This window comes from Streptomyces sp. NPDC059524 (genome assembly GCF_042749255.1).
In the GTDB taxonomy this organism is placed as follows: domain Bacteria; phylum Actinomycetota; class Actinomycetes; order Streptomycetales; family Streptomycetaceae; genus Streptomyces; species Streptomyces xanthii.
The window spans coordinates 20,274-38,759 of the sequence record NZ_JBHYTK010000021.1 but is presented as its reverse complement, the minus strand read 5'-3'; the positions used below and the strand labels follow the sequence as shown (position 1 = coordinate 38,759).

General features: G+C 71.1%; 17 protein-coding genes and 1 riboswitch. Of the genes, 10 read left to right on the top strand and 7 right to left on the bottom strand.

The features are described 5' to 3' along the window. The first annotated feature begins 112 nt into the window (after positions 1-112). The 9 genes from tsf to ACFW9D_RS09045 all read left to right on the top strand — a co-directional run bounded on the left by tsf (position 113) and on the right by ACFW9D_RS09045 (position 9,989). Positions 113-949 (top strand): translation elongation factor Ts, encoded by an 837-nt coding sequence (tsf, locus tag ACFW9D_RS09085; RefSeq protein WP_188336599.1) that lies wholly within the window; start codon positions 113-115, stop codon positions 947-949. A 170-nt stretch (positions 950-1,119) separates the two neighbouring features. Further along, on the top strand, positions 1,120-1,887 hold the full coding sequence (gene pyrH, locus ACFW9D_RS09080) for a UMP kinase (RefSeq protein ID WP_188336598.1): 768 nt from the start codon (positions 1,120-1,122) through the stop codon (positions 1,885-1,887). Positions 1,888-2,042: 155 nt separating this feature from the next. After that, entirely contained in the window at positions 2,043-2,600 is a 558-nt protein-coding gene (gene frr, locus ACFW9D_RS09075; RefSeq protein ID WP_161301549.1) for a ribosome recycling factor, read from the top strand. 32 nt (positions 2,601-2,632) lie between these two features. Then, positions 2,633-3,898, top strand: coding sequence for a phosphatidate cytidylyltransferase (locus ACFW9D_RS09070; protein WP_384619518.1), 1,266 nt, complete (start codon positions 2,633-2,635; stop codon positions 3,896-3,898). A gap of 79 nt (positions 3,899-3,977) precedes the next feature. After that, on the top strand, positions 3,978-5,084 hold the full coding sequence (gene rlmN, locus ACFW9D_RS09065; RefSeq protein WP_188336597.1) for a 23S rRNA (adenine(2503)-C(2))-methyltransferase RlmN: 1,107 nt from the start codon (positions 3,978-3,980) through the stop codon (positions 5,082-5,084). Positions 5,085-5,108: 24 nt separating this feature from the next. After that, a riboswitch (TPP riboswitch) is annotated at positions 5,109-5,213 on the top strand. A gap of 79 nt (positions 5,214-5,292) precedes the next feature. After that, positions 5,293-6,378 carry a thiamine ABC transporter substrate binding subunit gene (locus ACFW9D_RS09060; protein ID WP_188336596.1) on the top strand — a complete coding sequence of 362 codons (1,086 nt, stop codon included), beginning with the start codon at positions 5,293-5,295 and terminating at the stop codon, positions 6,376-6,378. A 125-nt stretch (positions 6,379-6,503) separates the two neighbouring features. Further along, entirely contained in the window at positions 6,504-8,117 is a 1,614-nt protein-coding gene (locus ACFW9D_RS09055) for an iron ABC transporter permease (RefSeq protein ID WP_188341278.1), read from the top strand. After that, complete coding sequence (locus tag ACFW9D_RS09050) at positions 8,117-9,166, top strand: ABC transporter ATP-binding protein (RefSeq protein ID WP_384619516.1); 1,050 nt, start codon at positions 8,117-8,119, stop codon at positions 9,164-9,166. Before ACFW9D_RS09055 ends, ACFW9D_RS09050 begins: the two co-directional genes overlap by 1 nt. Positions 9,167-9,176: 10 nt before the next feature. Next, a complete protein-coding gene (locus ACFW9D_RS09045; protein WP_384619514.1) occupies positions 9,177-9,989 on the top strand; it encodes a maleylpyruvate isomerase N-terminal domain-containing protein in 813 nt (270 codons plus the stop codon). A gap of 84 nt (positions 9,990-10,073) precedes the next feature. On the opposite strand, the gene ACFW9D_RS09040 is transcribed toward ACFW9D_RS09045, so the two are convergent. The 7 genes from ACFW9D_RS09040 to ACFW9D_RS09010 form a co-directional block, all read right to left on the bottom strand. Continuing rightward, positions 10,074-10,745, bottom strand: a complete 672-nt coding sequence (locus ACFW9D_RS09040; RefSeq protein WP_188336593.1) for an LAETG motif-containing sortase-dependent surface protein — start codon at positions 10,743-10,745, stop codon at positions 10,074-10,076. A gap of 201 nt (positions 10,746-10,946) precedes the next feature. Next, positions 10,947-12,065, bottom strand: a complete 1,119-nt coding sequence (locus ACFW9D_RS09035; RefSeq protein WP_384619571.1) for an LOG family protein — start codon at positions 12,063-12,065, stop codon at positions 10,947-10,949. 95 nt (positions 12,066-12,160) lie between these two features. Beyond that, complete coding sequence (locus ACFW9D_RS09030; protein ID WP_188336592.1) at positions 12,161-12,580, bottom strand: VOC family protein; 420 nt, start codon at positions 12,578-12,580, stop codon at positions 12,161-12,163. A gap of 82 nt (positions 12,581-12,662) precedes the next feature. Further along, a complete protein-coding gene (locus ACFW9D_RS09025; protein WP_384619509.1) occupies positions 12,663-13,838 on the bottom strand; it encodes a hypothetical protein in 1,176 nt (391 codons plus the stop codon). After that, on the bottom strand, positions 13,820-14,560 hold the full coding sequence (locus tag ACFW9D_RS09020; protein ID WP_188336590.1) for an ABC transporter ATP-binding protein: 741 nt from the start codon (positions 14,558-14,560) through the stop codon (positions 13,820-13,822). Before ACFW9D_RS09020 ends, ACFW9D_RS09025 begins: the two co-directional genes overlap by 19 nt. A gap of 240 nt (positions 14,561-14,800) precedes the next feature. After that, positions 14,801-16,180 (bottom strand): aspartate aminotransferase family protein, encoded by a 1,380-nt coding sequence (locus tag ACFW9D_RS09015; RefSeq protein WP_384619506.1) that lies wholly within the window; start codon positions 16,178-16,180, stop codon positions 14,801-14,803. Then, on the bottom strand, positions 16,165-16,680 hold the full coding sequence (locus ACFW9D_RS09010) for an Lrp/AsnC family transcriptional regulator (protein ID WP_188336588.1): 516 nt from the start codon (positions 16,678-16,680) through the stop codon (positions 16,165-16,167). Before ACFW9D_RS09010 ends, ACFW9D_RS09015 begins: the two co-directional genes overlap by 16 nt. 218 nt (positions 16,681-16,898) lie before the next feature. Here ACFW9D_RS09010 and ACFW9D_RS09005 point away from each other — a divergent pair, with 218 nt between their 5' ends. After that, complete coding sequence (locus ACFW9D_RS09005; protein ID WP_188336587.1) at positions 16,899-18,341, top strand: gamma-aminobutyraldehyde dehydrogenase; 1,443 nt, start codon at positions 16,899-16,901, stop codon at positions 18,339-18,341. Positions 18,342-18,486: the final 145 nt, after the last annotated feature.

The following is an 18,486-nucleotide window of genomic DNA, read 5'->3' as shown; positions in this document are numbered from 1 at the left end:
TGCGCGGCCCCCGCCGTTCACCCGTGACTCTGGAGGCGCACCTGGCCGGCGCGACACCGGCCCGCACCTCCGACGCACACTTCTCAGACTTCGTAGAGAGAAAACCAGGATCATGGCGAACTACACCGCCGCTGACGTCAAGAAGCTCCGTGAGCTCACGGGCGCCGGCATGATGGACTGCAAGAAGGCGCTGGACGAGGCCGAGGGCAACGTCGACAAGGCCGTCGAGGCCCTGCGCATCAAGGGCCAGAAGGGCGTCGCCAAGCGCGAGGGCCGCTCCGCCGAGAACGGCGCCGTGGTCTCCCTCATCGCCGACGACAACACCTCGGGTGTCATCGTCGAGCTGAAGTGCGAGACGGACTTCGTCGCCAAGGGCGAGAAGTTCCAGTCGGTCGCCAACCAGCTCGCCGAGCACGTCGCGAAGACCTCCCCGGCCGACATCGAGGCGCTGCTCGCCTCCGAGATCGAGCCCGGCAAGACCGTGCAGGCCTTCGTCGACGAGGCGAACGCCAACCTCGGCGAGAAGATCGTCCTGGACCGCTTCGCGCAGTTCACCGGCGGTTACGTCTCCGCGTACATGCACCGCACGATGCCCGACCTGCCCCCGCAGATCGGTGTCCTCGTCGAGCTCGACAAGGAGAACGCGGAGATCGCCAAGGGCGTCGCCCAGCACATCGCCGCCTTCGCGCCGAAGTACCTCTCCCGCGAGGACGTCCCGGCCGAGGTCGTCGAGACCGAGCGTCGCGTCGCCGAGGAGACCACCCGCGCCGAGGGCAAGCCCGAGGCCGCCCTGCCGAAGATCGTCGAGGGTCGCCTCAACGGCTTCTTCAAGGACGCCACGCTGCTCGGTCAGCCGTACGCCCTCGACAACAAGAAGTCCGTCGAGAAGGTCCTCCAGGAGGCCGGTGTCACCCTGAAGCGCTTCGCGCGCATCAAGGTCGGCATCTGAGTCCGGACCCCGCCCGACGGGAGACCCCGCTAGGGTCGACAGCAGTCGTCCGGGCACGCGCCGGACGACCGCAGATGTGACGAGGAGGCCATTGCCGCGCATGGGATGCGAACCACCCCATCGGCAGTGGCCTCCTTCGTATGTGTGCCAAGCAGAAGAGGCGAGATTCCATGACCACCACCCAGGCCGACAAGGACAACAGCGACGACGGCAAAGGCGCGGGGCGCTTTCTGCTGAAGCTTTCCGGCGAGGCGTTCGCCGGGGGCGGGGGTCTGGGAGTCGACCCCGACGTGGTGCACGCCATCGCCCGTGAGATCGCGGCCGTCGTCCGCGACGGGGCACAGATCGCCGTCGTCATCGGCGGCGGCAACTTCTTCCGCGGCGCCGAGCTCCAGCAGCGCGGCATGGACCGGGCGCGCTCCGACTACATGGGCATGCTCGGCACCGTCATGAACTGCCTCGCCCTCCAGGACTTCCTGGAGAAGGAAGGCATCGACAGCCGGGTCCAGACCGCCATCACCATGGGCCAGGTCGCCGAGCCGTACATCCCGCTGCGCGCCGTGCGCCACCTGGAGAAGGGCCGTGTCGTCATCTTCGGCGCGGGCATGGGCATGCCGTACTTCTCCACCGACACCACCGCCGCGCAGCGCGCCTTGGAGATCGACGCCGAGGCGCTGCTCATGGGCAAGAACGGCGTGGACGGGGTCTACGACTCCGACCCGAAGACCAACCCCACGGCCGTGAAGTTCGACGCGCTCAGCTACGGCGAGGTCATCACCCGGGACCTCAAGGTCGCCGACATGACCGCGATCACCCTGTGCCGGGACAACAAGCTCCCGATCCTCGTCTTCGAGCTCCTCGCCACGGGCAATATCGCCCGCGCCGTCAAGGGTGAGAAGATCGGGACGCTCGTGGGCGAGCAGGGCACGCGCGCCTGACCCCGTCCCCCGTGCGTCCCGCGAGGGATGGACAATGGCCTGCCGGTCGGACACCGTCTGGTGCGACGACCGCAGGATCGCAGGACCGAAGACACACGACGCAGCCGGCCGCCCCGTGCACGCCGGGCCTCACTCAAGACACGCAGGAGCAAGTGGTGATCGAAGAGACCCTCCTCGAGGCCGAGGAGAAGATGGAGAAGGCCGTCGTGGTCGCCAAGGAGGACTTCGCCGCGATCCGCACCGGCCGTGCGCACCCGGCGATGTTCAACAAGATCGTGGCCGACTACTACGGCGCGCTGACGCCGATCAACCAGCTGGCCTCGTTCTCGGTGCCGGAGCCGCGGATGGCCGTGGTGACCCCGTTCGACAAGAGCGCCCTGCGCAACATCGAGCAGGCGATCCGCGACTCGGACCTCGGCGTCAACCCGAGCAACGACGGCAGCATCATCCGTGTGACGTTCCCGGAGCTGACCGAGGAGCGCCGCCGCGACTACATCAAGGTCGCCAAGACCAAGGCGGAGGACAGCAAGGTCTCCATCCGCTCCGTGCGCCGCAAGGCCAAGGACGCCATCGACAAGGCCGTCAAGGACGGCGAGGTCGGCGAGGACGAGGGCCGTCGCGCGGAGAAGGAGCTCGACGACACCACCGCCAAGTACGTGGCCCAGGTCGACGAGCTGCTCAAGCACAAGGAAGCCGAGCTGCTCGAAGTCTGAGCGAGCGCGGAACATCGAGGTTCGAGGAATCCGTGAACGACTCTTCCTGGGGTGCGCCGACCGGGCCCGTACACCGGGGCTCCCCTTACGGCGAGGGTGCCTCCGCCTCGTACGGCCAGGAGCCCGGCTTCGGCCAGGCGCCCGGCCACGGGCAGGGCCAGGGGTACGACCAGGGGGCCGCGTACGGCGCGGTTCCCTCGTACGACCCCTCGTACGACCCCTCGTACGAGCCGGGGCACGCTCCGGCGGGTCCCGCGTACGAACCGCACGCGGTTGGCGAGACTCGGCCCATGCCCATCGTGCCCGATATGCCTGACGTGCCCTCTGGTGCTTTCCCAGAGGGCGGTGGCCAGGACGACCGGGGGGCCGCTCGCCCGAGCGGCCCTCTGTTCCGCGACGAGACGCCGCAGGAGCCCATGACCGGCGCAACCCCGCAGCCCGCCCCCGACGCTCCGGAGCCCTCGCCGGCCCCGAAGCCGAAGAAGAGCGCGGGCCGTGACCTCGGATCGGCCATAGGGGTCGGCGTCGGGCTCGGCGCGGTGATCATCGCGTCGCTGTTCGTCGTCAAGGCCGTGTTCGTCGGCGTGATAGCGGTCGCCGTCGTCGTCGGCCTGTGGGAGCTCACCTCCCGCCTCCAGGAGCGCAAGAGCATCAAGGCGCCGCTGGTGCCGCTCGCCGTGGGCGGCGCGGCCATGGTCGTCGCCGGGTACGTGCGCGGGGCCGAGGGTGCCTGGGTGGCGATGGCGCTGACCGCGCTCGCCGTCCTGGTCTGGCGGATGACCGAGCCGCCCGAGGGCTACCTCAAGGACGTCACCGCGGGCGTCTTCGCCGCGTTCTACGTGCCGTTCCTCGCGACGTTCGTGGCGATGATGCTCACCGCGGACGACGGCGCCTGGCGCGTCCTCACGTTCCTGATCCTCACCGTCGTCAGCGACACCGGCGCGTACGCGATCGGCTGGCGCTTCGGCAAGCACAAGCTCGCCCCGCGCATCAGCCCCGGCAAGACCCGCGAGGGCCTGTTCGGCGCGGTGCTGTTCGCGATGGTGGCGGGCGTGCTGTGCATGCAGTTCCTGGTGGACGACGGCACGTGGTGGCAGGGCCTGGTCCTCGGCGTCTGCGTCGCCGCGTCCGCGACGCTCGGCGACCTCGGCGAGTCCATGATCAAGCGCGACCTCGGCATCAAGGACATGGGCACCCTGCTCCCCGGGCACGGGGGCATCATGGACCGCCTGGACTCCCTGCTGCCGACGGCGCCGGTGGTGTGGCTGCTGCTGGTGCTGTTCGTCGGGTCCGGCTGACCTGCGTTTCTCCCGGTGCGGGTCCGTTGTCCACAGGGCGGCGGGCCCGTCCTCGTTTGTCTGCGACACTGGTACAGCCATGCCTAAGCCCGGAGAACTCACATTCGTCGCCCCCCGCGGAGCCAAGAAGCCGCCGCGGCACCTTGCCGACCTCTCGCCCGCCGAGCGGAAGGAAGCCGTCGCCGCGATCGGTGAGAAGCCGTTCCGCGCCAAGCAGCTGTCGACGCACTACTTCGCGCGGTACGCGCACGACCCCGCGGAGTGGACCGACATTCCCGCCGGGTCGCGCGAGAAGCTGCGGGAGGCGCTGCTGCCCGAGCTGATGACCGTCGTGCGGCATCTGTCGACCGACCAGGACACCACCCGCAAGACCCTGTGGCGGCTGTTCGACGGGACGCTCGTCGAGTCCGTGCTCATGCGGTACCCGGACCGGGTGACGATGTGCATCTCGTCGCAGGCCGGGTGCGGGATGAACTGCCCGTTCTGCGCGACCGGGCAGGCCGGGCTGGACCGGAACCTGTCGACCGGTGAGATCGTGCACCAGATCGTCGACGGGATGCGGGCCCTGCGGGACGGGGAGATCCCCGGCGGACCGGCGCGGCTGTCCAACATCGTGTTCATGGGGATGGGCGAGCCGCTCGCCAACTACAAGCGGGTCGTCGGCGCCATCCGCGCCCTCACCGACCCCGAGCCGGACGGGCTCGGGCTCAGCCAGCGCGGGATCACCGTGTCGACGGTCGGCCTGGTCCCGGCCATTCACCGGTTCGCCGATGAAGGCTTCAAGTGCCGGCTGGCCATCTCGCTGCACGCCCCTGACGACGAGCTGCGCGACACCCTCGTGCCCGTCAACACGCGGTGGAAGGTGCGCGAGGTCCTCGACGCCGGGTGGGAGTACGCGGCCAAGTCCGGGCGCCGGCTGTCCATCGAGTACGCGCTCATCCGGGACATCAACGACCAGGCCTGGCGCGGTGACCGGCTGGGGCGCCTGCTCCGCGGCAAGCCCGTGCACGTCAACCTCATCCCGCTGAACCCGACCCCGGGCTCCAAGTGGACCGCGTCGCGTCCCGAGGACGAGAAGGCGTTCGTCGAGGCCATCGCCGCGCACGGCGTCCCTGTCACCATCCGGGACACCCGTGGCCAGGAGATCGACGGGGCGTGTGGACAGCTTGCCGCCACCGAGCGGTAGCCTTGCCCCCAGTACCACATCTTCATATTCCGACAGGGGAGCGCCACAGCGCTGAGAGTGCGGCAGAGCCGCAGACCCTCTGAACCTTGCCCAGGTCATTCTGGGTAGGAAGTTCGGTCACCACTCAAGCTGTTGCGCCCTGCCCGGAGCCCCGCGTGGCCCCGGGCAGGGCCGCGTCTCTTCCTGGTCACCCCCAGGAGGAAAACCAGTGAGCAAGAACAAGAAGGCGTACCTGGCCGCGGCCGTGGGTCTCGGGCTCGTCACGCTGTCCGCGTGCGGCTCGTCGTCCTCGGGCGGCGGGGACGCCGCCGAGTCCAAGACGGTCACCCTGGTCAGCCACGACTCGTGGGCCGTCTCCAAGAACGTGCTCAAGGACTTCGAGAAGAAGTCCGGCTACAAGGTGAAGGTCGTCGAGGACGGCGACGCCGGCCAGGCCGTCAACAAGGCGATCCTGTCCAAGGGCAACCCCGTCGGCGACGTGTTCTTCGGCGTCGACAACACCCTGCTGTCCCGCGCCCTCGACAACGGCCTGTTCACCTCCTACGAGGCCAAGGGCATCGACCAGGTCCCGGACCAGTACCGCCTCGACAAGGGCAAGAACCGCGTCACGCCCGTCGACACCGGCGACATCTGCGTCAACTACGACAAGAAGTACTTCGCCGACCACAAGCTGACGCCGCCGGCCTCCTTCGCCGACCTGGCCAAGCCCGCGTACAAGAACCTGCTGGTCACCGAGGACGCCGCGACGTCCTCGCCGGGCCTCGGCTTCCTGCTCGGCAGCGCTGCCCAGTACGGCGACGACGGCTGGCAGTCCTACTGGAAGAAGCTGAACGCCAACGGCGTGAAGGTCGTCAGCGGCTGGGACCAGGCGTACAACGAGGAGTTCTCCGGCAGCGCCGGCGGCAAGAAGGCCGGCGGCGACCGCCCGCTCGTCGTCTCCTACGCGTCCTCCCCGCCCGCCGAGGCGATCTACTCCGACCCGCAGCCCAAGACCTCGCCCGTCGGCGTCGCGACCGGCACCTGCTTCCGGCAGATCGAGTTCGCCGGCCTGCTCGACGGGGCGAAGAACGAGAAGGGCGGCAAGGCCTTCCTCGACTTCCTGATCTCCAAGCAGTTCCAGGAGGACATGCCGCTCAACATGTTCGTCGACCCGGTGGCGAAGAACGCCGTCGCGCCCGCCGACTACACCAAGTACGCGGTCGAGATCGACAAGCCGCACACCATGAGCCCGCGGAACATCGCGGACCACCGCGACGAGTGGGTCAAGACGTGGACGTCGCTCGTCAGGAAGTGACCCCGGACAAGGCCGAGGTCACGGACAAGACCGGGGCCACGGACAAGACCGCGGTCACGGACAAGGCCGAGGCCGCCAACCGGCCGCGCCGGCTCCGTACGGGGAGCGCGGCGCGGCTCGGTCTCATGGCCGTGCCCGCCGTGTTCTTCGGGCTCTTCTTCGCCTACCCCGTCGCCGCGATCGTCGAGCGCGGTCTGCACGCCGACGGGGTCTGGCGCCTCGGCCGGATCCTCGACGTGCTCGGGGAGGCGGACGTCCGGCACGTCCTGTGGTTCACCGTGTGGCAGGCGCTCGCCTCCACCGCGCTGACCCTGCTGATCGCCCTGCCCGGCGCCTACGTCTTCGCCCGGCTCGACTTCCCCGGCAAGCAGGTGCTGCGGGCCGCCGTCACCGTGCCGTTCGTGCTGCCCACCGTCGTCGTCGGCACCGCCTTCCTCGCGGTCGTCGGCCGCGGCGGACTCCTCGACGATCTGTGGGGGGTCCGGCTCGACACCACCGTGTGGGCCATCCTGCTCGCGCACGTCTTCTTCAACTACGCCGTCGTCGTACGGACCGTCGGCGGCCTGTGGGCGCAGCTCGACCCGCGCCAAGAGGAGGCCGCGCGGATGCTCGGCGCCTCCCGCCTCGCCGCCTGGCGCAAGGTGACGCTGCCCGCGCTCGGGCCCGCCGTCGCCGCCGCGGCCCTGATGGTCTTCCTCTTCACCTTCACGTCGTTCGGTGTCGTCCAGATCCTCGGCGGCCCGGGATTCTCCACGCTGGAGGTGGAGATCTACCGGCAGACCGCGCAGATCTTCGACCTGTCGACCGCCGCCGTGCTGACCATCGTGCAGTTCGCGGCCGTCGGGCTCATCCTGCTCGTGCACGCCTGGACCGTGCGGCGCCGGGAGAGCGCCCTGCGGCTCGTCGACGCCGCGCACACCGCGCGTCCGCCGCGCGGCGCCGGCCAGCGCGCCCTGCTCGCCCTCGTCCTCGCCACCGTCGCCGTGCTGATCCTGCTGCCGCTCGGCGTCCTGGTCCAGCGCTCCCTGCAGGCCCCCGGAGGCTTCGGCTTCGCGTACTACCGCGCGCTCGGCGACGCCGACGGCGGCACCTTCCTCGTGCCGCCCATCGAGGCGGTGTGGAACTCGCTGCGCTACGCCCTGGCCGCGACCGCCGTCGCCCTCGTGATCGGCGGACTCGCCGCTGCCGCCCTCACTCGCCGGGCCGGACGCCTGGTCCGCGGGTTCGACGCCCTGCTGATGCTGCCGCTCGGCGTCTCCGCCGTGACCGTCGGCTTCGGCTTCCTCATCACCCTCGACGAACCGCCGCTCGACCTGCGCCAGTCCTGGTGGCTCGTGCCGCTCGCCCAGGCCCTGGTCGGCGTGCCCTTCGTCGTGCGCACCATGCTGCCGGTGCTCCGCGCGGTCGACGGGCGGCTGCGCGAGGCCGCCGCCGTGCTCGGGGCCTCGCCGCTGCGGGCCTGGCGCGAGGTCGACCTGCCGATGGTGCGCCGGGCGCTCCTGATCGCCGCCGGATTCGCCTTCGCCGTGTCGCTGGGCGAGTTCGGCGCCACCGTGTTCATCGCGCGGCCCGACAACCCGACGCTGCCGGTCGCCGTGGCCCGGCTCCTCGGCCGCGCCGGCGACCTCAACTACGGGCAGGCGATGGCCCTGTCGACCGTCCTCATGGTCGTCTGCGCCGTCTGCCTCCTGCTGCTCGAACGCATCCGGCCCGCACGGGCCCAGACGGGGGAGTTCTGATGACGGCCCTACTGGCTCTGGACGAGGCGACCGTACGGTTCGGCGGGCGCGCCGTGCTCGACCGGGTGGACCTGGAGGTCGCCGAGCACGAGATCGTGTGCGTCCTCGGCCCGAGCGGCAGCGGCAAGTCGACGCTGCTGCGCGCCGTCGCCGGACTCCAGCCGCTGGACGGCGGCCGGATCGTCCTCGGCGGGCGCGACCAGCGGGGGGTGCCCGCGCACAAGCGGGGCGTCGGCCTCATGTTCCAGGACCACCAGCTGTTCCCGCAGCGCGACGTGGGCGCCAACGTCGCGTTCGGGCTGCGCATGCACGGCGCGGCGCGCGCCGAACAGTCCGCGCGCGTGGGGGAGTTGCTGGAGCTCGTCGGACTGCCGGGCGCCGCGCGCCGTGCCGTCTCCGCGCTCTCCGGCGGCGAACAGCAGCGCGTCGCCCTCGCCCGATCTCTGGCCCCGCGCCCCCGGCTGCTCATGCTCGACGAGCCCCTCGGCCAGCTCGACCGCTCCCTGCGCGAACGCCTCGTCGTCGAACTGCGCGAACTGTTCGGCGAGTTGGGCACCACCGTTCTCGCCGTCACCCACGACCAGGGCGAGGCCTTCGCGCTCGCCGACCGGGTCGTCGTCATGCGCGACGGCCGCATCGCCCAGTCCGGCACCCCGCTGGAGGTGTGGCAGCGCCCCGCCGACGAGTTCGTCGCCCGCTTCCTCGGCTTCGACAATGTCGTCGAGGCGACCGTCTCCGTGTCCGGCGACGCCGCCGACACCCCGTGGGGCAAGGTCCCGGTGCCCGCCGGCTCTCCCCAGGGGCAGGTGAAGATCCTCGTACGTCCCACAGGGGTACGCCTGGTCGACGCCGCCGACGCCCAGCTGACCTGCACCGTGGCCGCCCGGACCTTCCGCGGCACCCATGTCGCGCTCCAGTTGCAGCCCTGCGACGCGCCCCGGCTCGAAGCTGCCTGCGGGCTGCGCTCTGCCCCCGGGCAGGGCGCCGAGGTCGGCGTCGCCTTCGACGCCGAGGAAATCGTGGTGCTGGGCGCGGGGCCCGTTCCGTAGGGTCGGGATCATGGCGACCCACACAGACCCCCGAAGCCCGCTCACGCACGACCGCTACTGCTCCGAGATCGTGGCCCAGACCGGACTGCTGAGACAGCACCTGACCGGCGCCGATCTCACCACCACCGTCCCGACCTGCCCCGACTGGAGCCTGCGCGAACTCGCTGTGCACGTCGGCGGCGCGCACCGCTGGGCCGAGACCCTCGTACGGACCCGCGCGGGCGAGGACGTCCCCGAGGAGCAGGTGCCGCACTTCGCCGGGCCGGACAGCGAGGACCCGGCCGCGCTCGACGCCTGGCTCGCCGAGGGCGCGGAGCTCCTCGCCGCCACTCTGCGCGCCGCCGGCCCCGAACAGCCCGTGTGGACCTGGGCCTGGCGGCAGGACGCCGGGTTCTGGGCCCGCCGCATGACCCACGAGACGGTGATCCACCGCGCCGACGCGGCGATCGCCGCCCGGGCCGACTACGACGTGGCGCGGGAGGTGGCCGCCGACACCATCGAGGAGTGGCTGGAGATCGTGCGCTTCGCGCAGTCCTTCCCGGAGGACAACGCCAACGAGCTGCGCCACGGCGGCCGCACGCTGCACCTGCACGCCACCGACACCCCGCCCGGTGCCCCGTCCGCCGAGTGGGTCCTCGACCTCGCCGACGACGGTCTGTCCTGGAGCCACGAGCACGCCCGCGCCGACGTCGCCCTGCGCGGTCCCCTCACCGAGCTGGTCCTCGCGTTCTACCGCCGCACCTCGCCCGACGCGCCGGCCCTCGAGGTCCTCGGCGACCGTGAGCTGCTGGACTTCTGGCTGAAGGTGGCGACCTTCGGCTGAGTACCGCCCCGGTCAGGGCAGCACGACGGGGCGCCACCGAGGGTGACGCCCCGCAGGCCAGGAGCAGGAGCGGTTCGAGCGGGGTCAGCGCTGGGCCGCGCCCCGCTTGCGCAGCGCGAACACGATGCCGCCGCCCGCGACGACGAGCGCCGCGGCGAGACCGGCGAACAGCGGGGTGTTGGAGCTCGATCCGGTCTCGGCCAGGTTGTCCGAACTGCCCGCAGGCGCAGGCGAGTTGCTCGGTGCCGGGGCGGCCGGGGTGGGAGACGCCGGAGCCGAGGTGCTCGGCGCGGGCTTCGAAGGCGCCGGCTTCGACGGGGCGGGCTTCGAGGGCGCCGGCTTCGACGGCGCGGGGGTGGTGGCGCAGGCCTTGCCCGGCGCGGTCACGTCCGGAGAGATGTCCTCGTCGACCTGGTCGCCGGCCTTCACGTGCACGCGGTACGTGGCGTTCGGCTGCCAGTTCTCCTTGAACGTGAGCGTGGCGCCCTCGCGGGTGCCCTGCACGTCCTGAGAGCCGATCAGCTTCTCGGTGCCGCCCGACTTCAGGTAGACCGAGACGGTCGCCTTGACGCCGGACGGGTCCTTGTCGACCACGGTGATGACGCCCTGCTCGCCGGCGCACTCGGCGACGGCGGTGAACTCACTGATGTTGCACGCCGACGCGGTGCCGGCGGCGCCGAGCGCCAGCGCCGAGGCGGCCGCGGCCACACCGGCGAAGCGGGCGGCACGGGCGGATATGCGGGGGGTAACGGACACGGCTGTCCTTCACGGGATCAGTACGGGATGCCGTACAGAAGAGGGGTGCGGTGAGGAAGCGTCACGGTGTGCGCCAAGCGGAACACGCCGCGGGCGCGCACCAAGCGGCACACGCCACAGCTCCGGCCTCGGCACCCTCACGGTCCTCAAACGTTTACAAGTGCCCGTGACACAGCGTCAATACGGTGCGGTGAAGACCGGTCAGTCTTGACCCGTGCTTGACCCGAGGGCGCGGATCGCCTCGGCGGCCTCCGCCGGGGTGTCCACGAGCGCGATCCGGTGCTCCATGGACCGCTCGCGCGCCAGCGCCCGCAGCAGCGGCCAGGCGGGCAGCTTCTCGGTCCAGTGCGCGCGGCCGACCAGCACCATCGGCGTCGGTTCGCCCCGGGACTCGTAGTAGTTGGGCGTGGCGTTGTCGAAGACCTCCTGCACGGTGCCGGCGGCGCCCGGCAGGAAGACGACGCCCGCGGTCGACCGGGCGAGCAGCCCGTCCTCGCGCGTGGCGTTGGCGAAGTACTTGGCGATGTGCTCGGCGAACGCGTTCGGCGGCTCGTGGCCGTAGAACCAGGTGGGGATGCCGACCGAGGCGCCGCCGCGCGGATGGCGGGCCCGCACCTCGAACGCGGCGGCCGCCCAGTCCGTGACCGACGGGGCGAACGACGGTGCCTTGGCGAGGAGTTCGAGCGACTCGTCGAGCATGGTGCCGTCGAACGGGGCCGCGTACGCGCCCAGGTTCGCCGCCTCCATCGCGCCCGGGCCGCCGCCCGTCGCCACCGTGAGACCGGACCGCGCGAGGGTCCGGCCGAGCCGGGCCGCCTCCGCGTAGTCCTCGGTGCCGCGCGCCATGGCGTGGCCGCCCATGACGCCCACCACCGGTGACCCGGTGAGGAGTTCGTCGAGCGCGTCCGAGACCGAGTCGTCGTGGATCGCGCGCAGCATCGACGCGAAGACGTCGCCGTCCGCCTTCGTGTGCTGGAACCAGGCGTACGCGCGGGCGTCCGGCGTCGCCTCGTAGCCACCGGACGCCAGGTGCGTGAACAACTCGTCCGGCGTGTAGAGGTGCCCGCGGTACGGGTCGAAGGGGAGACCGGGGACCGGGGGGAAGACCAGGGCGCCCCGGGCCCGTACGCTCAGGGCCGCCTCCGGCGTCATGGGGCAGCCGAGGAAGAGGGCGCCCGCCGTCTCCACGGCGAGCAGCCGGTCGGTGCGCTCCGTCAGGTCGACGGCCTGCACCCGGTGCCCGGCGATCGAACCGCTCGCGGCCACCTCGTCGAACTCGGCGACCGTCTCGATCTCGCGGTCGTGGGCCGCGCCGGGCAGGGCGGGTTCACCCGAAGGTGCTGAGGGATCACTCGAAGGTGACGGTGTCGGCTGCACCCGCCCAGCTTAAGCACGCCCGCCCGGCGCGGACTTGATCAGTCCTGGATGACGCTCGGGTCCATCCACGCGACCTCGAAGGTGTGGCCGTCGATGTCGTCGAAGGCCCGCCCGTACATGAAGCCGTGGTCCTGCTTCTCGCCGGTCTCGGTGCCGCCGGCCGCGATCGCCCGCTCGACGAGCTCGTCGACCTTCTCGCGGCTCTCGGCGCTCAGGCACAGCAGCACCTCGCTGGAGGTGGTCGAGTCGATGATCGTCTTCTTCGTGAAGCCGGAGTACTTCTCCTTGGTCATCACCATGAGGATGATCGTGTCGCTGACGACCACGGCGGACGCGGTCTCGTCCGTGAACTGCTGGTTGATCGTGAAGCCGAGCTCCGTGAAGAACTTCTTGGACGCGTCCAGGTCGCTCACGGCCAGGTTCACGAAGATCATCTGCTGGTACTGGTGCTGCGTCATGAGGGGCCCGTCGCCTTCTGTGTCGTGCGGTCGCTTGGCTGTCGTGATGCTCGCAGGGTTAGACGCCCGGCGCGGGCAAAACTCATCGCGCCAGCAGCGGAGCCGCCGAAAGTTCTGCGACGGCCCAGGTCAGCGGGCCGAAAACGGCGAGCAGCGCGCCCGCGCGGAGCGCCGCGGAGCTCCGCAGCACGGTCGCCGGGGCGCCCAGTCGCAGCAGCGCCGTCTGGGTGTGCCGGCGGACCTGGCGGGCCTCGACGGCAGCCGTGGCGAGCGTCGCGAGCGTGCAGCCGACGACGAGGACGCCGCCGATCGCCGACAACGGGCCGAGCGCCGGGCGGGCGCCCGCCAGCACGGTCGCCGCGTAGACGCCGGAGGCCACCGCGCACACGACACCGAGCGGCCGGCCGATGCGCCCGGCCTCCTCCATCAGCACCCGCCCCGCGAGCAGCCGCACCGCGCCGGGCCGTACGGCCTGCAGGGCGCGCCCGCACTGGTAGGTCAGGCCCGGCCCGACGAGTGCCAGGCCGACCGCGGTGAGCGCCCAGCCGGCCAGCACACCGGACGGGCTGCCGCCGAGCCCGCCGGGCATCGGGAACCCGGCGCCGCCGCGCGCGTGCGCCGCGTACGTCTCGACGGCGAGTCCGGCGGCGAGCAGCGCGACGCCCCAGGGCAGGCCGCTGGGCGCGGCGGCCGGTTCCTTCAGGTCCTGCGGTGCGTCCGTGGCCGCCTTGGCGCCGCCCGCCCGCACGATCCGGGGCCGCAGCACCAGGGCGCTGGCCGTGGACGCGGCGAGCGGCACGAAGGCGAGCAGGGTGAGCGTGGCGGCCAGCGGCAGCGGCTGGTCGGCCGCGAGCAGCCCGCGGGCCGCGCCGTCGAACGGCAGCCCGGTCAGGTCGCCGCGCAGGTGCAGGAAGAACAGGAGGGCGAGCGTCGAGCCCAGCGTGCAGGCGACGGCGGTGGACACCGAGGCGAGCAGCGTGAGGCGGGCGGGGCCGAGTCCCACGGCGGAGAGTCCGGAGCGGGGTTTCGTGCCGGGGTCGGAGCGGGCGACGGCGACCGCCAGATAGACGGTCGCGGCGAGCGGCACCACGCACCAGGCGAGCCGGAGCACGGCGTCGCCGGAGGACTCGGGGTGACCCATCGCGTAGCCCAGCGTGCACAGCAGCAGGAAGCCGGTGCCCGCCGAGGCGGCGGCCACGAGGAGTCTGCGCAGCTGGACCAGGGGATGGGCCCCGCGGACTAGACGGAGAGCGAGCACGCGGCCCGGCCTTCCGCCTCGGGCTGCCCGGCGGGCAGGTGCACGGTGTTCACGCGGCGGCCGTCGAGCAGCGGCACGGTGCGGTCGGCGAGCGCGCCGACCTCCGCGTCACTGGTCGCGAGCACCACGGTGATGGAGTGCGAGCGGGCCGCCGCGGTCAGGGTGCGCAGGACGTGCGCGCGGTCCGCCTGGTGCAGGGTCGCCGTCGGCTCGTCGGCGAAGACGACGTCGGGCGCGTGCACCAGGGCGCGGGCGATGGCGACGCGCTGCCGCTCGGCCATGTGCAGGGCGTGCGGGCGCTTGCGGGCGAGATGCCCGACGTCGAGCCGCTCCAGCCATTCGTGGGCGGCGGTCTTGGCGGGGCGGCGGCCGCCCCCGCGCAGCATGAGCGGCAGGGCGGTGTTCTCCCACACGTTCAGCTCGGGGACCAGGGCGGGCTCGGGGTCGATCCAGCCGAAGCGGTCCCGGCGCAGCCGCTCGCGCACCAGCGGGCCCATCGTGTGGACCGGGGCGCTGTTGAACCACACCTCGCCCTGCTGGGGCAGCAGCTGTCCGGAAAGGCACTGCAGCAGGGTCGTCTTGCCGGCGCCGCGCGGGCCGCCGACGGCGAGGATCTCGCCCTGGCGCACCCCGAGCGAGACACCGGTGAGCGCGGGCGAGCCGCTGTGGGAGAAGTGCAGGGCGCGTGCCCAGAGCACGTCGTTGTCCGGCGGGGCCACCATGGCGTACACCTCGGTTCAGATCAGATATGCCGGCAAGTTCCCGTCCCCCGTACGGGGGAACGAAGGCAGGGCCGATCGGTCACAGGGCACGCTAGGTTTTCCGGCCGGTGGCGCCGGACGCGACGCGGCCCGGCCGCTCCCATCTCACTCGGACGGGTGCAGCCGGGCCGTGGTGCGCGCTGGTTCCGTGGTGCGCGCGGCTCAGATCCCGAGGCGTGGCTCGGGGCCTGGGCGGAGGGCTCAGATCTTGGTCCAGGCCTCGGTGAGGACCTGGCGGATGATGCCCTCGATCTCGTCGAACGTCGCCTGGTCGGAGATCAGCGGCGGCGACAGCTGGATGACCGGGTCGCCACGGTCGTCGGCACGGCAGTACAGGCCGTACTCGAAGAGCTTCTTCGAGACGTAGCCGTACAGGATCCGCTCGGACTCCTCGTCCGTGAAGGACTCCTTGGTGGCCTTGTCCTTCACGAGCTCGATGCCGTAGAAGAAGCCGTTGCCGCGGACGTCGCCGACGATCGGCAGGTCGTTCAGCTTCTGCAGCGTGTTGAGGAAGTTCGCCTCGTTGTCCAGCACGTGCTGGTTGAGGCCCTCGCGCTCGAAGATGTCGAGGTTGGCGAGACCCACGGCCGCCGACACGGGGTGACCACCGAAGGTGTAGCCGTGCAGGAAGGTGTTGTCACCCTTGTAGAACGGCTCGGCGATGCGGTCCGAGACGATCGCGGCACCGATCGGGGAGTAGCCCGAGGTCATGCCCTTGGCGCAGGTGATGATGTCCGGCACGTAGCCGAACTTGTCACAGGCGAACATCGTGCCGAGGCGGCCGAAGGCGCAGATGACCTCGTCGGAGACGAGCAGCACGTCGTACTGGTCGCAGATCTCGCGCACGCGCTGGAAGTAGCCGGGCGGCGGCGGGAAGCAGCCACCGGCGTTCTGCACCGGCTCGAGGAAGACGGCCGCGACCGTCTCCGGGCCCTCGAACAGGATCTCCTGCTCGATCTGGTCGGCGCACCAGCGGCCGAAGGCCTCCGGGTCGTCACCGTGGATCGGGGCGCGGTAGATGTTCGTGTTCGGCACCTTGTGCGCGCCCGGGACGAGCGGCTCGAAGGGGGCCTTGAGGGCCGGCAGACCCGTGATGGACAGGGCGCCCTGCGGGGTGCCGTGGTAGGCGACCGCGCGGGAGATGACCTTGTACTTCGTGTGGTTGCCGTTGAGCTTGTGGTACTGCTTCGCAAGCTTCCAGGCGGTCTCCACGGCCTCGCCGCCACCGGTGGTGAAGAAGACCTTGTTCAGGTCGCCCGGGGCGTAGTGGGCGAGGCGCTCGGCCAGCTCCACGGCCTTGGGGTGGGCGTACGACCAGATCGGGAAGAAGGCCAGCTCGGCGGCCTGCTTCGCGGCGACCTCGGCGAGCTCCTGGCGGCCGTGGCCGGCCTGGACCACGAACAGGCCCGCGAGACCGTCGAGGTACTTCTTGCCCTTGTCGTCGTAGATGTAGGTGCCCTCGCCACGAACGATGGTGGGTACGGGCGCGTTCTCGTACGACGACATGCGGGTGAAGTGCATCCACAGGTGGTCGTACGCGCTCTGGCTGAGGTCCTTGCTCACGGCTATCGGGTTCCCCACATATAGGTCTGCTTCTTGAGCTTGAGGTAGACGAAGCTCTCGGTGGAGCGCACGCCGGGCAGGGCCCGGATGCGTTTGTTGATCACGTCCAGAAGGTGGTCGTCGTCCTCACAGACGACCTCCACCATCAGGTCGAACGAGCCTGCCGTCATCACGACGTACTCGCATTCCGGCATGGCCGTCAGCGCATCCGCCACGGGATCCAGGTCGCCCTCGGCGTTGATGCCGACCATCGCCTGCCGGCGGAATCCCACGGTGAGCGGGTCCGTGACGGCGACGATCTGCATCACGCCCTGGTCGAGCAGCTTCTGGACGCGCTGGCGGACCGCTGCCTCGGACAGGCCCACGGCCTTCCCGATGGCGGCGTACGGACGCCTGCCGTCTTCCTGGAGCTGTTCGATGATGGCGAGGGAGACGGAGTCCAGAGGCGGGCTTCCGCCGTTCCTCGAACTGGGTCCCTTGGGGTCTGCGCTGCGACTGGCCACGACCTCACTGTGCACGAGGTCTCGTCCGTTTCGCAACCCCAGATCGATGAAATTCGTTGTCTGCCACCTCGGACTTCACGGATTCCGTAGTTCGTGAGGGTCGGGGGGTGTTGAAAACGTCGGCGGTCCGACTAGGGTGGGACGTCTCAGGGGCTGGACACCGGCGCGCGCCGTGCGCAGGACGCCAGAACCCTGCAGGAACCGAACGTCTTCTCAGGTCAGGAGGGCCGGCAGTGACCACCAGTGAGCTGCGTCGTCTGCGTAACTACATCGACGGTGAGTTCCGGGACGCCGCCGACGGACGGACCACGGACGTGGTCAACCCCGCCACGGGCGAGGCGTACGCGACCGCGCCGCTGTCCGGGCAGGCCGACGTGGACGCGGCGATGGCCGCGGCCGAGGCGGCGTTCCCCGCGTGGCGCGACCTCACGCCGGGCGAGCGCCAGAAGTACCTCCTGAAGATCGCCGACGCGTTCGAGGAGCGGGCCGAGGAGCTCATCGCGGCCGAGGTCGAGAACACGGGCAAGCCGATCGGCCTCACCCGCAGCGAAGAGATCCCGCCGATGGTGGACCAGATCCGCTTCTTCGCCGGTGCCGCCCGCATGCTCGAGGGCCGCTCCGCCGGCGAGTACATGGAGGGCCTGACCTCCATCATCCGCCGCGAGCCGATCGGCGTCTGCGCCCAGGTCGCGCCGTGGAACTACCCGATGATGATGGCCGTGTGGAAGTTCGCCCCGGCGCTCGCCGCGGGCAACACGGTGGTCCTCAAGCCGTCCGACACCACCCCGGCGTCGACGGCCCTGATGGCCGACATCATCGGCTCGATCGTCCCCAAGGGCGTCTTCAACGTCGTGTGCGGCGACCGTGACACCGGCCGCGCCATGGTCGAGCACCCGACCCCGGCGATGGCCTCCATCACCGGCTCGGTGCGCGCGGGCATGTCCGTCGCCGAGTCCGCCTCCAAGGACCTCAAGCGGGTCCACCTGGAGCTGGGCGGCAAGGCCCCGGTCGTCGTCTTCGGCGACGCCGACATCGCGAAGGCCGCCGAGGGCATCGCCGAGGCCGGTTACTTCAACGCCGGCCAGGACTGCACGGCCGCCACGCGCGTGCTGGTCCACGAGTCCGTGCACGACGAGTTCGTGAGCGCGCTCGCGAAGATCGCCGCCGAGACCAGGACCGGTCAGCCGGACGACGAGGACGTGCTCTACGGCCCGCTGAACAACCCGAACCAGCTGAAGCAGGTCTCCGGCTTCATCGAGCGCCTCCCGGCCCACGCCAAGGTCGAGGCCGGCGGTCACCGGGTCGGCGACAAGGGCTACTTCTACGCCGCCACCGTCGTCTCGGGCCTCAAGCAGGACGACGAGATCATCCAGAACGAGGTCTTCGGCCCCGTCATCACCGTCCAGTCCTTCACGGACGAGGAGCAGGCCGTCGCCTACGCCAACGGCGTCGACTACGCCCTCGCCTCCTCCGTGTGGACCAAGGACCACGGCCGTGCGATGCGCATGTCCAAGGCCCTCGACTTCGGCTGCGTGTGGATCAACACCCACATCCCGCTGGTCGCCGAGATGCCGCACGGCGGCTTCAAGAAGTCCGGCTACGGCAAGGACCTCTCCGGCTACGGCTTCGAGGACTACACGCGCATCAAGCACGTCATGACCTCGCTGGACGGCTGAGACCCACCCCTCGGGTGAGCCTCACCTATACGGAGACGGGCGCGACCCTGGCGGACGGCGAACTGCCGCCGGGGTACGCCCACCTGGACCGGGGGGGGGGGGGGCGGGCGCCGGCGCGGCCGAGGGCGGCGGGGAGGGGCGGCGG